Raw genomic sequence first — 14,741 nt, forward strand, 5'->3', positions numbered from 1 at the left:
CTGCTGACCGCTGATGAAGAGGAGAACCCGAGATGATGCGCATGGTGTACCTGGTGGTGGCCGCCCTGGTCAGCCCGTCGCCGCGACGCGACGAGCGCGGGCTGTCGCAGTCGACCGAGAACGCGATCCTGCTCGCCGGCGCGGTCACCATCGCGCTCGGGGTGGTGGCGGCGATCAAGCTCTTCGTTGACGCCAACCTGCCCCGTCCGTGACCGAGCGGGGGCTCGTCGAGTCCACCCAGTGGGCGCTGGTACTGCCCGCCCTGCTCGCGCTGGTGCTGGGGCTGGTGCAGACCGGGGTCTGGTTGCACGGCCGCTCGGTCGCCACCCAGGCGGCGGCTGCGGCGGCGGACCTGCGTGCCCAGGTCGGTGGCCGGACGGCCCAGGCCGAGGAGGTTGCGCGCAGCCTCGCCGAGCGAGGCGGCCTGCAGCAGGTGGAGGTCAGGACCTCTGTCCGGGCAGGCGTGGTGACGGTGACGGTGGCCGGACGGGCACCGGTGTTCTTCGACATCGGCCAGTCACAGGTGGTCGAGCACGCGGTGCTCCCGGTTGAGCGGGTGACCGTGCCGTGACCAGGGCCGGATGGGGAGGGGACAGGGGCGCTGCCGCTGTGGAGTTCACGTTGCTCGTCCCGCTGCTGGTGCTGTTGTTCGGGATCGTCGTCGGTGGCGCCCGCGTCTGGCTGGCCCGGACAACCGTGGACGCCGCCGCTGCCGCTGGCGCGCGGGCGGCATCGCTGGCCCGGGCGCCGGCGACCGCCGTCGCCGATGCGGAGCGGCTGGTCAGAGTCCAGTTGACCGTCGACGGCCTGCGCTGCGTCCGGCTGTCGGTCGACGTGTCGGCGCGCGGTCTGGCGGCAGCCCCCGGCGCCCCGGCACAGGTGAGCGCGAGCGTCCGTTGCGTGGTGCCGCTGGCGGATGTGCTGGTACCCGGCTGGCCGGGCGAGCTGACCGTGGCGGCGACCGCATCGTCGGCGGTCGACAGCTATCGAGGGAGAGCATGATGCGGTGGGTACGCGGAATCGGAGCGCTGCTGACCATGCTGGTGGTGCTGCTCGGCGCCCCGGTGCTGCTGGCCAGGTGGGGGAGGCTGGGGGTCACCGACTGGTGGGCCCGCGCCGACGACGGTTCGCTGCTGCTGGCCGTGCTGACGATCGCCGGCTGGCTGGCCTGGGCGGTCTTCGTCCTGGCCGTGGTCCTGGAGCTGGCCAGGCTCCTCAGCGGGCACCGCTACCAGGTGGAGCTGCCCCTGCTGGGTGGCCTGCAGGCGATCTGTGCGACGCTCATCCTGGCGGTGCTGGCGCTTGCCGCCGGCAGCGGGGTGCCGCACCAGGTGAGCGGGGGTGAGCCGGAGCGGGCGGCGGTTGACAGTAGTACCACGAGCCGGACGGCGCCCGACCGGACGGCGCCGGATCGGGCCGCGAGCCGGGTGGAGGCGCCGTCAGTGGCCGCTCCGGCCGCGCGTGTGCCCTCGTCCGGCCCGGCCGGGCCCACGCCGGTCGTCCCCGAGACGTCCGGCCGCGCGGGGAACGACTACCTGGTCGCTCCCGGTGACGACCTGTGGAGTCTCGCTGACCGGCTGCTCGGGGACGGGACGCGCTGGCGCGACCTGGTCGCGGTCAACCCCGACATCCTCAGCGATCCCACCCAGGCCCTCACTCCCGGCAGCCGGCTGCGGCTGCCGGCCAGCGCCCTGGCGCAGGTCGAGCCGGAACCGCCCCAGCCCGCGGACGCCCGCCCGGAACGGATCACGGTGGTGAAGGGCGACACCCTCAGCGAACTCGCCGAGGAGCATCTCGGCAGGGCATCCCGCTGGCCCGAACTGGCCAGGGCGAACGCGGCGCTGATCAGCAATCCCGATCACATCGAGGTCGGCTGGGAGCTCGTCCTTCCGGCGAGGGCCAGGGCCACCGTGCACCGTGAGCATGCCGCCCGGCCGCAGGATGCCCCCGAGCCGGCTTCGGAGATCCAGGTCGCCCCCGGGCCGACTGCGCAGTCTGGCGTCGATCGGGAGCCGGCTGCGCGGGCCGACATCGATCCGGAGCCGGCCGGGTCGTCTGGCCCGGACACCGGGGGAACCGCCGGCGTCGTCCCCTCGCCGGAGTCGGCGGACTCGGCGCCGGCCGACCAGGCCGACCCGGGTTCGCCCGATGTCGCCCTGGTGGGCAGCATGGGGATCCTGGCAGCGGCCGGCCTGGTCGGTGGCTGGGAGGCCCGCCGCCTGCTGCAGAACCGCACCCGGGCGCCCGGCCGCCGGGTGCTGCATCCCGACCCCGAACTGGCCCGCTTCCAGGCCGCGCTCGGCCGGCGCGGCGACCGCGACCGCAGTGCTGCGCTCACTGCGGCGCTGCGAGCCGTCGGCCGGTACTGCCGCGAGCAGGAACTGCCGTTGCCCGTCCTCGCTGAGCTGGTGATGACCGGCGACTGGCTTGAGTTCCGCTGGGCCGAGCCCGCCGCGAAACCACCGCTGGGCTTCGCCGGCGACATCCATCACTGGCACCTCGACTTCGGCGAGGACGAGATGCCGGCCGGGGAGGACGGCCCGTGCCCGTTCCCGGCGCTGGTGAGCCTCGGGACCGATGACACCGGTGCGACCGTGATGATGGACGTGGAGCGGGTCCGCGTCCTCGGCGTCGCTGCCCAGACCCGGGAACTCCAGCTGGCCGGGCTGGCGTCCATGACGGTCGAACTGGCCTGTGCTCCCTGGGCTGCGGAGGTCGCGCTCACCGTGGTGGGGACGGACGCCGGGTTCGCGGCCGCCGCGGGCGGCGACGCGGTCACCCGCCTGCCCGACGTCACCACCGGCCTGGCCGCGCTCCGGCGGCGGCAGGCGGCCCGCTCCCGCGCCCTCGCCGGGCAGGAGCTGTACCGGTTGCGAATCGATCCGGACCGGACCGATTCGGTGACCCCGGAGGTGTTCGTCTTCCATGCCCCGCTCGAGCCGGAAGCACAGGCCGAACTCGACCAACTGCTCGGCGCACAGCCGGCCGGGATCGCAGCGATCGTCGCCGCACCGTCGGAGTCGCCAGCCACCTGGGAGCTCTTCGGCGACCCGCTGCAACCGTCCGGACGGTTCACCGACGGCCGGGAGTTCCTCGCCCACGCGATTCCGGGCGCCACCCGTGATGCCGTGGAGTCGCTCTACCGGATCGCCGACAGCGACCAGACCGAACCTGCACCGTGGTGGGCCGACGCTTCGTCGAACGTCCACCCGCTGCATCCCCGCGACACCCCGAACGAGGATCCTGTGGAGATCGTCCAGCTCCGCCGCGTGGTGCGGCCCCATCCCGTCCTGCTGCTGCTCGGCCCGATCGACCTCACCGGCGCAGCCGGACCGGAGCCGGCCCGTTCCCGGGGGCAGCTGATCGAGATGGGCAGCTGGATCATGGAGTATCCCGGCCGCACCGCCACCCAGATGGCAGCCGGACTCGGCATCGCCGAGAGCACCCGCCGCTCGAATATGAGCCGGCTGCGCGGCTGGCTGGGCTCGGACTCCGACGGCGAGCCCTACCTGCCGGATGCCTACTCGGGACGGATCAGGCTGCACCCCGAGGTGGGTTCCGACGTCCAGCAACTGCGGCTGCTCACCGGCCCGGGGGTGAACCGGCTGGCGGAGAGCACCCTGCTCGCCGCCCTCGACCTGGTGCGGGGCGGCATCCTCGCCGACGCCGCTCCCGGACAGTGGTTCTGGGCCGAGGAACTGCGCAGCGACCTGACCGCCACACTGCGCGACACCGGGCTGGTACTGGTCGACCACGCGCTGAACCGTGGCGACCTCGACCTGGCTCGCTGGGCGGCCGAGCGAGCGCTCGTGGTGACACCGGAGGACGAGTTGTTGTGCTGCGCCCGGATCCGCACCGAGCATGCTGCCGGCAACCGGGCACTGGTGCAGCGGCTGGTTGCCCGGCTCTCCCAGCAGGCCAGGGAACTCGGGGTCGATCTGCTGCCCGAGACGGTGATGCTCTGCCAACAGGTGATCGAGGGACGTGGACGGCTGCGCCGCGCGTAGCCATCGCACAGCACCAAGGACTTTGACTACCGCTCGGGTTGTGGTAGTGCTACCCTCTGTCTCACATCAGCGTCTGATACGCCGCTCGCGGCGTCACAGGGGGAAACGCAGACGCGGTGTGGGGGGATAATTTCATGAGCACGGTGAATGTGCTGCCGGCATATGCCGGCTTCCGGGCCGTTTCGGCCCGTCTTGTCGAGGACATCGTCGAACCGGCCGCGCCCACGCGTGGACGAGCCGATGCCGAGCCGGGCTACAGCCCGCGGCGCGGGGCTCCGGTCGCGATGGTTCAGCCAGCCATGCCTCGGCCGGTGGCCGTCCGTCGTCCGGCGGAGTTCTACAGCCTGCGGTCGCAGGGTGGGCTGTTCGCGGTGCGCCGTGCCCAGCAGCAGGAGTTGCTGCCGCCGACGCCGGCTTTCCGCTAGGCAGCGCCGCCCGTCCGCTGCCTCCGGCCTGCCCGGCCTGGGCTGGTCACGGTAGACTCACCGCCCGTGCCCGACCTGACCGCCGCGCAGCGAACCGCCCTGGACGCCGTCCGGGAGATCAGCCCTGCCGTCCGGGAATTGGCGGACGAGTTCGCCAGCGCCGGCCACGAGTTCTACCTGGTCGGTGGCCCGGTCCGCGACGCCCTGCTGGGCAGACGGTCGTCCGACCTCGACTTCACCACCTCCGCCCGTCCGGATGCGATCGAGGCCATCCTGCGGCAGCTCACCCCGGCGATCTGGGACGTCGGCCGCGCCTTCGGCACCATTGCCGCCCAGCTGCGCGAGCCGGACGGCGCCATCTGGCAGGTCGAGGTGACCACCTTCCGGGCCGACACCTACGTCGACCACTCCCGCAAGCCCGAGGTGGTCTTCGGCGAGCACCTCGGCGGCGACCTCGTCCGGCGCGACTTCACGGTGAACGCCATGGCTCTCGACATGGCCACCGGGGAACTGCTCGACCCCTTCGGCGGCCTGATCGACCTGGAGGACCAGCTGATCCGCACCCCCGCGGCCCCCGAGTTGTCGTTCTCTGACGACCCGCTGCGGATCATGCGCGCGGCCCGGTTCACCTCCCAGCTCGGCTTCGTCCCGGTGCCCGAGGTGGTCGCGGCGATGCGTCAGATGGCGCCGCGGCTGGAGATCGTCTCGGCCGAGCGGATCCGTGACGAGCTCAGCAAGTTGCTGCTCACCGACAACCCGCGTCCGGGGCTCAACCTGCTGGTGGAGACCGGGGTGGCCGCGCTGGTGCTGCCCGAACTACCCGCCCTCAAGATGGAGCGCGACGAGCACAACCACCACAAGGACGTCTACGAGCACTCCCTGACCGTGCTCGACCAGGCGATCGCGCTGGAGAAGGCCCGCGGGCACGCCCCCGACATCGTCAACCGGCTGGCCGCCCTGCTGCACGACATCGGCAAGCCGAAGACGAGGCGGTTCGAGGCCGGCGGCAAGGTCAGCTTCTACAACCACGACGTCGTCGGGGCGAAGCTGGCCCGCAAGCGGTTGGCAGCGCTGAAGTTCTCCAACGACCAGATCGCCGCGGTGGCCAAGCTGATCGAGCTGCACCTGCGGTTCCACGGCTACGGCGAGAGCCAGTGGACCGACGCTGCCGTTCGGCGCTACGTCCGCGACGCCGGCGACCAGCTGGAACGGCTGCACATCCTGACCCGGTCGGACTGCACCACCCGCAACCTCGCCAAGGCGCGCCGGCTCGCCCGCGCCTACGAGGAACTCGAGTGGCGGATCGACCAACTGGCCGAACAGGAGGAGCTGGACGCCCTGCGTCCCGACCTGGACGGCCAGCAGATCATGGCCCTGCTCGACCTCAAGCCGGGGCCGGTGGTCGGCGAGGCCTACCGCTTCCTGCTCGAGAAGCGGATCGAGGAGGGGCCGCTCGGCGAGGAGAAGGCACGCGAGGTGCTGCTCGCGTGGTGGCGCGAACGAACAGGAGAGCTGTCGTGACACAGCAGGAGGCAGTGGTTCCCACGGCGAACGCGGAGCCCGAGGGCCCGGTGTCCGGCTCGCGGCTGGACGGGCGCCCGTCCGCGGTGGTCTTCGACTGCGACGGCGTGCTGGTCGATACCGAACCGCTGTGGGGACAGGCCGAGCGGCTGCTGTTCGCCCGCCGCCAGCAGCCCTACACCCCGGCCGACCGGGCGCTGTTCGCGGGGCTGAGCGTCTGGAACACCGCCGCCAAGATGGCGGCCCGGTTCGACGAGCCCGGCGCCGGCGACCGGATCGCCGAGGAGATGCTGGATGCCGTGATCGGCCTGCTGCGCGAGCGGGCGGTGCCGATGGCCGGTGTGCTGGACCTGCTCGATCGGCTCGCCGTGGCGGGCATCCCGACGGCGGTCGCCAGCAACTCCCCCGACCGGGCGGTCGAGGCCTCGCTGGGATCCACCGGCCTGCTCGACCGGTTCGACGTGGTCGTCACCGCCGACGGGGTCGACCGTCCCAAGCCCGATCCGGAGCCCTACCTCAAGGCCTGCGCCCTGCTCGGCGTCGACGCCACCCGGGCGGTCGCCATCGAGGACTCCCGTACCGGCCTGGATTCGGCTCGCGCCGCCGGCATGGCCACGATCGGCGTCCCGGTGAACCCCACCGACTTCCCGGCCGACCTGGTGGTCCCCGACCTCTCCCACGCCTCGATCGAGCGCTGGATCTCCTCCTGGTCGTGATCGCGCGGGTGCCCGACTGCTGCTGATCTCGTCTGGTCCCGTTCCCACCGTCAGCGTTCCACCCGTCAGGTGGGTTACGCCCGCCATTTGGTTAGCGCAACTAATGAGCTAAGCTAACTATCTGTGACCAGTAGTTCCCTCGCCCAGCTTGCCTCCGATCTGCGGCTCACCTGCCAGCAGGTCAGCCGCCGGGTGCGCTTCGAGCCGGCCGCCGAGGTCGCGCCGCACGAGGTGAGCGTGCTCGCGAAACTGAGCAAGGGGCCCAGGACCCCCGGTGAGCTGGCCGAACTGGAGAAGATCTCCGCCCCGAGCCTCACCCGCACGGCCAACTGCCTGGTCGACAAGGGCCTGATCGCGCGTTCCGACCATCCCACCGATGGCCGCAGCAAGCTGCTCAGCATCACCGACGAGGGACGGTCGGTGCTCGCGCGGGTGGTCCGCGCCCGCGACGACTGGATGTTCCGCAAGGTGAAAGGGCTCACTCCCGACGAGCAGGAGACCCTGCGCCAGGCCATCGAGGTGCTGAGGAACCGGGTGCTGGCGTGAGCGCGATCGCCGCCCGCGAGCGGGTGCCGCTGTTCGCCTCGCTGGGGGTCCCCAACTACCGGACCTACTGGATCGGTGGGTTCGTCTCCAATGTGGGCACCTGGATGGCCCGGGTCGCCCAGGACTGGCTGGTGCTCACCGTCCTGACCGACAACTCCGCGACCGCCCTGGGCACGATCACCGCCCTGCAGTTCCTGCCCGCCCTGCTGCTGGCCCCCTGGACGGGATCGGTCGCCGACAGGTTCCCCAAGCGCCGGGTGCTGATGGTCACCCAGACCGCGATGCTGCTCACCGGGCTGGCGCTGGCCGGAGTCGTGCTGGGCGGCGTGGCTGCGCTGTGGCAGGTCTACCTGCTGGCCACCCTGCAGGGTGTGGCGCAGGCTTTCGACGGCCCGTCGCGGCAGGCATTCGCTCCCGAGATGGTGCCGTCCCACCTGATCCCGAACGCCGTCGGGCTGAACAGCACCTCGTTCAACGCCGCCCGGCTGATCGGACCGGGTGTGGCCGGCCTGGTGATCGCGGCCTGGGGCATCGGCCCCGCGCTGCTGGTCAACGCGCTGAGCTTCGTCGCGGTGATCGTCGCCCTGCTGCTGATGAACTCCGACGGACTCCATCCGGCCCCGGTCACCCGGTCGGAGCATGCGATCCGCGAAGGGTTGCGGTATGTCCGCACCCGTCCGGAGATCATCCTGATCATGTTCCTGGTCTTCATCCACGGAACCTTCGGCATGAACTTCCAGCTCACCAACGCGCTGATGGCGACCGCCGTCTTCAAGGTGGGGCCGGAGCAGTACGGGCTGATGGGCACGATCATGGCGATCGGCTCGCTCGCCGCGGCCCTGGCCGCCGCTCGCCGCACGCACATCCGGTTGCGGTTGATCGTCGGTGCGCTGGCCGGCTTCTCGGTGTCGGTCACTCTGCTGGCAGTTGCGCCGAGCTACCTGTGGTACCTCATCGTCCTGGTGCCCACCGGGTTGCTGGCGCTGACCGTGATGACTGCCGCGAACGCCTCGGTGCAACTGGCCACCGAGCCGAAGATGCGCGGCCGGGTGATGGCGCTCTACCTGGCCATCTTCCAGGGCGGTACGCCGATCGGCGCACCGCTGATCGGCTGGGTCGGTGACGCCTGGGGGCCGCGCTGGACGTTGGCCATCGGTGCGATCGCCACCGGCCTGGCAGTGGTGGTGGCGGGCATCTACTTCGTGCGCTCGACGCACTGGTCCTTCCCCTGGCGCCGGCTCGACACCGAGGAAGGCATCGTGGACGTTCCCGAGGTGCCGCGGTAGGACGGCCGTCCCTACCGCAGCCCTACCGTCGATCCCGCCGGCGGGGAGTCTGCGGCCTCAGGCCAGCGGTGTGATCCCGCCCAACTGGTCCTTGACCTGCTTGCGCATCACCTTGCCGATCATCGACTTCGGGAATTCCGCCATCGGGTAGAACTCCCGCGGCACCTTGTAGCCGGCCAGCCGCTCCTTGCAGAAGGTCCGCAACTCGTCGGCCTTCAGGGTCGCGCCAGCGTCCGGGATGACGGCGGCGACCACCCGCTCGCCACCGCTGTCGGCGGGCAGCCCGACCACGGCGGCGTCTGCCACATCGGGATGCGACTTCAGCACGATCTCCACCTCGCTGGGCGCGACATTGAAGCCGCCGGTGATGATGATCTCCTTCACCCGGTCGACGATGGTGGTGAAGCCGTCGGCGTCCACCGTCACCACGTCACCGGTGCGCAACCAGCCGCCGGGGAGCAGGGTCTTCTCGGTCTCGGCAGCATTGTTCCAGTAGCCACCGAAGACCTGGGGGCCCTTGATCAGCAGTTCGCCGCGCTCACCCTGGGGCACCTCCCGGGTGGGGTCGTCGGGGTCGACCACCCGCATCCAGGTGGACGGGAACGGCACCCCGATCGTGCCCGGCCGCCGGGACGGGTGGAACGGATTGCCGAGCGCGACCGGGGAGGACTCGGTCATCCCGTAGCCCTCGACCAGCAGCCCACCGGAGACGCTCTCCCACAGTTCGACGGTGGCGTCCGGCAGGCTCATCGCGCCGGAGATGCAGTACTTGGCTGACCGCAGGCTGATGCCACGTTCCTTCGCACGCTTCGCGGTCGCCTCGTAGATCGGCGGAACCGCGCAGTAGACGGTCGGCGGCGACTTCTTCGCGGCGTCCAGCACCATCTCCACGTCGAAGGACGGGAACAGCACCAGCCGGGCCTGCTTGAGGATGCCGTAGGTGAGGAAGAGGGTCATGCCGAAGGCATGGAACATCGGCAGGATCGCGTAGAAGGTCTCCTTGCGGTACTCGGCGCCGTGCATCCACGCCTCGCCCTGCAGGGCGTTGCAGAACAGGTTCGAGTGGGTGAGCATTGCCCCCTTGGGCTGACCGGTGGTGCCGGAGGTGTACTGGATGACCGCCAGGTCGTTGACCGTCGGCCTGGGGTGCGCGGAGTCGAGCGGCGGGTTGGCCAGCAGCTCCTCCCAGCTCATCGTGCCCGGCGCCGGCTGGGTCAGCTTGCGCCGGGTGTCGCGCAGGGACGGCACCGGCAGCTGCAGTGCGAGCTGCTTCACCCGCGGGAAAGCCTTGAGCAGGTTCACGCTGACGATGGTGTCCAGCTCGATGTCGGACGGCTGCTGCCGCAGGTTCTCCACCGCCTTGTCCCAGGAGATCACCACCCGGGCGGCGTGGTCCTCGAACATGTGCCGCAGTTCGCGCGGGGTGTACAGCGGGTTGTGCTCGACCACGACCGCCCCGAGCCGCAGCACCGCGTAGAAGGCGACGATGTGCTGCGGGCAGTTGGGCAGGATCAGCCCCACCCGGTCGCCGGCCCGGACGCCAAGCCTGCGCAGCCCCTCGGCAGCCCGGGCGATCTGATCGCCGAGTTCGGCGTAGGTGGTGGTGCGGCCGAAGAACTCGGTGGCCACCGAGGGGCCGGCCTCGGCTACCGAGCGTTCGTACAACGCGACCAGTGAGTCGGTCGGCAGGTCGATCTCGGCCGGGACGCCGGGCTGGTAGTGACGGACCCAGGGAGCGGCCGGGTGGTCGGTGGCAGCAGTACTCATGGGTCTATCCTGCCCTGTCAGGGACGCCTCTGTGAGCAGAACCTACGGTTCCGTAAGGCGTTCTGCCCGGCGTTGGCCCCGTCCGTCCGGGCGGGTGCCGGTGCTGGGCCTACCATGTGCGGCATGCCGCGCTGTGCCTGGGCGGGGGGCGACCCGCTCTACATCGACTATCACGACACCGAATGGGGTTTCCCCGAGCGGGATTCGAAAGCCCTGTACGCCAAGCTCGTGCTGGACGGCTTCCAGGCCGGGCTGGCCTGGATCACCATCCTCCGCAAGCGCGAGGGCTTCCGACGCGCCTTCGACGGGCTCGATCCGGACCGGATCGCCGCCTGGGGCGAGCCGGAGGTGCTGCGCTGCCTGGCCGACCCGGGCATCGTCCGGCACCGCGGCAAGATCGAGGCAGCGATCGGCAACGCCCGCGCCTGGCAGCGCATCGAGGCCGGCCAGGGGTTCAGCGGCTTTCTGTGGGACTTCGTGGACGGCGTCCCCGTCCAGAACGCCTGGCGGACGATGGCCGACGTCCCGGCCGAGACCCCGTCCTCCCAGGCGATGTCGAAGGCGCTGAAGCAGGCCGGTTTCCGGTTCTGCGGCCCGACGATCGTCTACGCCTTCATGCAGGCAGTCGGCATGGTGAACGACCACGTGGTCGACTGCCCCCAGCATCGCCAGGTCCAGACCTTCTGAGTTCCTGGTTCGACGAGGACGGTTCCGACGAACCGCGCCGCGTCAGGGTGTGGGCGGGACCGGGGGGACGACCGGGCCGTGGTAGCCAGCCTCGCCCAGTGCCTCGATGCCGCGTTGCAGCAGGGCCCGCTTGACACCCCACTGTTTGTTCGGCTCGGTCTTGGCGATGATCCGCAGGATGGTGCCGGTGGCGCTGACCGAGTCGACCCCGACCAGGGTGGGCTTCTCCAGCAGGACGGCAGCGAACTCCGGGTCGTTGCCCACCTCGTCCACGACCCCGGCCAGGATCTCCAGGGCGCGGGCGGCGTCCTCGTCGTTGCCGATCGGGATGTCGGCGATGCCGGTCGACCAGCCCTGGGTCTGGTTGCCGACCCGCAGCACTTCGCCGTTGCGGACGTACCAGACCTGGCCGCCCGGATCGCGCAGCCGCGTGATCCGCAACCCGACCTCCTCGACGGTGCCGGTCACCTCCCCGACGTCGATCAGGTCGCCGACCCCGTACTGGTCCTCCATGATCATGAAGATGCCGGAGAGGAAGTCCTTCACCACGCTCTGGGCGCCGAAGGCGAGTGCGATGCCGCCCACCCCGGCCGAGGCCAGCAGCGGTCCCAGTGGCACCTGCAGCACCGCCAGGATGGTCAGGGCCGCGATCACCACGATGGTGATGCTGATCACATTGCGTAGCAGCGACCCGATGGTGCGGGCCCGCTGTTCGAAGCGTTCGGCGTTGACCCCGGTTGCGGCGGCGATCAACCGGTCGGCGGGGGTGCTGCCCTCGCGGCGCTTCGCTGCCCGTTCCAGGGTGCGCTTGGTGATCGCGTCCACCGAGCGCAGCAGAAGCCACCGCGCGACCACGGCGGACACCACCACGAGCAGGATGATGAGCGCGCGTTCGAGCCAGACGTCCGGAACCGTGGGCATGGAGCCATTGTCGGGCCAGCGCGTCCGTCCTGGCGACAGCACCCGCCGTGTCGGACGGGCCCGCTGCGGCTACTTCTTCACACCCTTCAGGCTGCCCTCGACGCCGCCCTTGGGGCTGCCGACCGAGCACACCAGCCGGTGGTCGGCGACCTTCGTCCAGGTGTCGGCGTTGGCGATGAAGTAGCTGTACTCGTACTTCGAGCTGGCCAGGTCGACCCCGACGAACTTCGTGAACTGCGCGACGCACACGTCCTTCAGGAGTTTCTGAAGTTCCTTGGCGGTCGGGGCCTTCTTCGAGTCGAGCTTCTTCTCGGCATAGACCTCGTAGTCGTGTTCCTGCTTGCAGTCGATCAACGCCAGTTCGAGCAGGGGGACGTCCTGCGGGCCGGTGCACTCCCCGACGTCCGGGAAGAGCTTGCTGTCACCCTTCACCGAACCGGTCAGGCCGCCGGCCGCCAGGCCGGCGAGGCAGACGATGTGGCGCTGGGCCGGGTCTTCCCAGGCCGCGGTGCTCGGCGGGATGTAGACCGATGAGTAGCGGCTGTGCTCGGGCTCGACGCCGACATAGCTGGTGAACGCCGGCACGCAGCCGGTGGTGGCCAGGGACTTGAACAGGGTGTCGTCCGGCAGGGTCTGGGTGGTGACGTCGACCAGCCCGAACACCTCCCAGGAATGTTCGCTGTCGCAGTCGACCTGCTGGACGTCGGTGCTGCCCGGGCTGAGCGGACCGGTGCAGTCGCCGATCTCGAGGGTCGCGACGGTCGGTGTCGGCGTGGGGGTCTGGCTCGGTGTAGCCGACCCGGACGGACCGGGGTCGCCGGGAGCGGGGACGGGCGTGCAGCCGGCCAGCACCGCCAGCACTGCTACCACTGCCAGCAGGCGTTTGCGCATGGGCATCCTCCGAACGACAACTCCCGCCATGCTAACGACAGGCGTCAATCCAGGGGCGGGTAACGGGCAGACGGGTACGCTCAGCGGGTGGTCGAACCCAATCAGCGGCATGCCGATGCCCACCGGATGCTGGAGCTCGCCGCCGCCGCCGCGCGCGCCGAGGCGCAGGCAGCCCACCAACTCCTGGACGATTTCGTGGCGGAGATGGTCGCGCGCGGATTGGCGCCGGAGCCGCTGCGGGCCACGCTGCTGAGCGGACGGCGGGTGAAGACCCCGCTGACCGGCTGGTACCTCAACAAGGCGCAGACCGTGGCGGTCGCTCCCGATGGGGCGTTCTACCAGCTGGTGGTGCCGGGTTCGACACTGAGCCGGTTCACCGGGGTACGGCCCGAGCCGGTGCAGCCCGTTCTCGAGATCGGACGGGGTGGCAAGGACGGCGAGACCGGGGCGCTGGCCGATTTCCTGGCGCGGGCGATCGAGAGCTATTCAGCTCGCTGAGGGGGCCGTTCGCGACCTGGTTCGCTGCTTGAGTGGGTCGAGGCAGCCTTGGTTCACTCGGGGCGACCTCGACCGGGCCTGGTTCGCCGCTGGCCAGGGAAAAAGGCTCCGAACATGGCACCAGGGGGCTACTGGATATCCGGAGCAGCCCCCTGGGCGATCAGGGTTGGTATCTCGTTACCAAGGACCGGTCGATTGCGACGTTTCAATCGTAAGGGGACGTCGTCGCCGTCTCAGCCAGCAGTGCTGCATTGTGACCCAATTGTGAACATTGTGATCGAATCGTGATATTCAACCGACACCATCGTGGCCGCTCCGGACAACACTTCCAGCCGCTCTGACAACACTCCGGACAACACCTGAGGACGAGGGTTAGGGGCATGACGACCACGCACCCGGCCCTGGTGAGGCTCAACGCGGAATGGCGGCAGCTCGCCGAGAGCACACCTCCTCCGGACTGGCTGGCTGAGTCGTGCCTGGCCCGGTGCAGGGTCCTGGCCGACGTCCTGGCTACCGTTCGATCCTCGCCCGATGAGGTGCTCTCCACGCTGCTCCGGTTGGGGCTGGACGGGCAGGTCCTCGCCCAGCGAGTGGTGCTGCAGGCGTTCCTGCCGCGGATCGTCCTCGATGCGGCGGCCGATCGGACGCATGACTTCGACGAGTACCTCAGCGAGCTCTGGCTGGGCATCGCCAGCTACCCGCTGACCCGGCGTCCCTCCCGGATCGCCGGCAACCTGACCATGGACGTCCGCAAGCGGGTGCGGCAGCGCTCCCATCACCAACCGGTCGATCCGGGACGTTTGGTGGCCCTTCCCGAGATCTCGCTCGAACCAGTGGTGGACCTGGATGGCGTCCTGGCCGAGGCCTGCCGCGCCCGCCTGATCGATCGCGACGCCGCGGAGTTGCTGCGGCTGGTCTACTCCCGCGGTCTGCGCAGCGACCGGGCCGGTGCGTTGGTCGGCCTGAGTGCTGCCGCCGTCCGCCAGCGCTGCCACCGGGCCGTCCGCCGCCTGGCGACCCACGCCGACCAGCTCGCCGATGCGGTGTGTGGGTAGCACCCCGCCGGGAGTTATCCACAGCAGTTATCCACAGTGGGGATAACTACAGCGGTGTCATTCAGCTCCTCGGGCCCGAACTGTTCGGTGTAGCTCGTCGGACGCGCCTTGCTCATTGATGAGTTTGCCGAGTCGATCGAGAACGGTTCGGGGGCGCCGGGCCGTTTGACGATCTTCAGTGGGCAAGGGCAATCAGAGCGCGGCCGCTGAAGTCGAGCTGGTCAATCGTTGCCGGTTTTTCGTGGGCAGGCTTTGTCTACTGACGTTGTCGGGTGAGGTACCTGGTGTGTTGTCGTGGTCGTTGGTGAGGATCGACGCGCCGGGGCGGGATGACTTCCGGGGTGCTGCCGGCGCCCAGTCGGATCTGCCAGCGGTCGGCGGCCGGGTCGTGGCCGGGCTCGACGATGCCGTGGTGGTGGGG

At 70.3% G+C, this 14,741-nt stretch carries 16 protein-coding genes; 13 read left to right on the plus strand and 3 right to left on the minus strand.

Annotated elements, in window-relative coordinates; genetic code table 11:
* Positions 1-32: 32 nt before the first annotated feature.
* From VB080_RS08550 to VB080_RS08590, 9 genes are all read left to right on the plus strand, one after another.
* A complete protein-coding gene (locus VB080_RS08550; RefSeq protein ID WP_323418017.1) occupies positions 33-212 on the plus strand; it encodes a hypothetical protein in 180 nt (59 codons plus the stop codon).
* The gene (locus VB080_RS08555) at positions 209-571 is read left to right on the plus strand and encodes a TadE/TadG family type IV pilus assembly protein (RefSeq protein ID WP_323418018.1); all 363 of its coding nucleotides are present in this window, start codon (positions 209-211) and stop codon (positions 569-571) included. Before VB080_RS08550 ends, VB080_RS08555 begins: the two co-directional genes overlap by 4 nt.
* A 38-nt stretch (positions 572-609) precedes the next feature.
* On the plus strand, positions 610-1,002 hold the full coding sequence (locus VB080_RS08560) for a TadE/TadG family type IV pilus assembly protein (RefSeq protein ID WP_323418019.1): 393 nt from the start codon (positions 610-612) through the stop codon (positions 1,000-1,002).
* Positions 1,002-4,007 carry a LysM peptidoglycan-binding domain-containing protein gene (locus VB080_RS08565; RefSeq protein ID WP_323418020.1) on the plus strand — a complete coding sequence of 1,002 codons (3,006 nt, stop codon included), beginning with the start codon at positions 1,002-1,004 and terminating at the stop codon, positions 4,005-4,007. Before VB080_RS08560 ends, VB080_RS08565 begins: the two co-directional genes overlap by 1 nt.
* 134 nt (positions 4,008-4,141) lie before the next feature.
* Positions 4,142-4,432, plus strand: coding sequence for a hypothetical protein (locus VB080_RS08570; protein WP_323418021.1), 291 nt, complete (start codon positions 4,142-4,144; stop codon positions 4,430-4,432).
* A 66-nt stretch (positions 4,433-4,498) separates the two neighbouring features.
* Positions 4,499-5,953 (plus strand): CCA tRNA nucleotidyltransferase, encoded by a 1,455-nt coding sequence (locus VB080_RS08575; RefSeq protein WP_416339625.1) that lies wholly within the window; start codon positions 4,499-4,501, stop codon positions 5,951-5,953.
* Positions 5,950-6,669: an HAD family phosphatase gene (locus tag VB080_RS08580; protein ID WP_323418022.1), complete on the plus strand. Its 720-nt coding sequence runs from the start codon at positions 5,950-5,952 to the stop codon at positions 6,667-6,669. The genes VB080_RS08575 and VB080_RS08580 overlap by 4 nt, the downstream gene beginning before the upstream one ends.
* Positions 6,670-6,792: 123 nt before the next feature.
* Positions 6,793-7,215, plus strand: a complete 423-nt coding sequence (locus VB080_RS08585) for a MarR family transcriptional regulator (RefSeq protein ID WP_323418023.1) — start codon at positions 6,793-6,795, stop codon at positions 7,213-7,215.
* Entirely contained in the window at positions 7,212-8,501 is a 1,290-nt protein-coding gene (locus VB080_RS08590; RefSeq protein ID WP_323418024.1) for an MFS transporter, read from the plus strand. The genes VB080_RS08585 and VB080_RS08590 overlap by 4 nt, the downstream gene beginning before the upstream one ends.
* Positions 8,502-8,558: 57 nt before the next feature.
* Here VB080_RS08590 and VB080_RS08595 read toward each other — a convergent pair whose 3' ends face one another.
* A complete protein-coding gene (locus VB080_RS08595) occupies positions 8,559-10,268 on the minus strand; it encodes a long-chain-fatty-acid--CoA ligase (RefSeq protein WP_323418025.1) in 1,710 nt (569 codons plus the stop codon).
* A gap of 123 nt (positions 10,269-10,391) precedes the next feature.
* Here VB080_RS08595 and VB080_RS08600 point away from each other — a divergent pair, with 123 nt between their 5' ends.
* Positions 10,392-10,955, plus strand: a complete 564-nt coding sequence (locus VB080_RS08600; protein WP_323418026.1) for a DNA-3-methyladenine glycosylase I — start codon at positions 10,392-10,394, stop codon at positions 10,953-10,955.
* A 42-nt stretch (positions 10,956-10,997) separates the two neighbouring features.
* Here the strand turns inward: VB080_RS08600 and VB080_RS08605 are convergent, their stop codons facing one another.
* Positions 10,998-11,876 (minus strand): mechanosensitive ion channel family protein, encoded by an 879-nt coding sequence (locus tag VB080_RS08605; RefSeq protein WP_323418027.1) that lies wholly within the window; start codon positions 11,874-11,876, stop codon positions 10,998-11,000.
* A gap of 69 nt (positions 11,877-11,945) precedes the next feature.
* The gene (locus VB080_RS08610) at positions 11,946-12,767 is read right to left on the minus strand and encodes a septum formation family protein (RefSeq protein WP_323418028.1); all 822 of its coding nucleotides are present in this window, start codon (positions 12,765-12,767) and stop codon (positions 11,946-11,948) included.
* A gap of 87 nt (positions 12,768-12,854) precedes the next feature.
* Between VB080_RS08610 and VB080_RS08615 the strand changes: the two genes are divergently transcribed.
* The 3 genes from VB080_RS08615 to VB080_RS08625 all read left to right on the plus strand — a co-directional run.
* Positions 12,855-13,265 carry a hypothetical protein gene (locus tag VB080_RS08615; RefSeq protein ID WP_323418029.1) on the plus strand — a complete coding sequence of 137 codons (411 nt, stop codon included), beginning with the start codon at positions 12,855-12,857 and terminating at the stop codon, positions 13,263-13,265.
* Between the two features lie 380 nt (positions 13,266-13,645).
* Positions 13,646-14,320, plus strand: coding sequence for a hypothetical protein (locus VB080_RS08620; RefSeq protein WP_323418030.1), 675 nt, complete (start codon positions 13,646-13,648; stop codon positions 14,318-14,320).
* A 178-nt stretch (positions 14,321-14,498) separates the two neighbouring features.
* Positions 14,499-14,741: hypothetical protein (locus VB080_RS08625; protein WP_323418031.1), on the plus strand; the 243-nt coding region annotated here is incomplete at its 3' end.

The organism is Propionicimonas sp., assembly GCF_034927565.1.
GTDB lineage: Bacteria > Actinomycetota > Actinomycetes > Propionibacteriales > Propionibacteriaceae > Propionicimonas.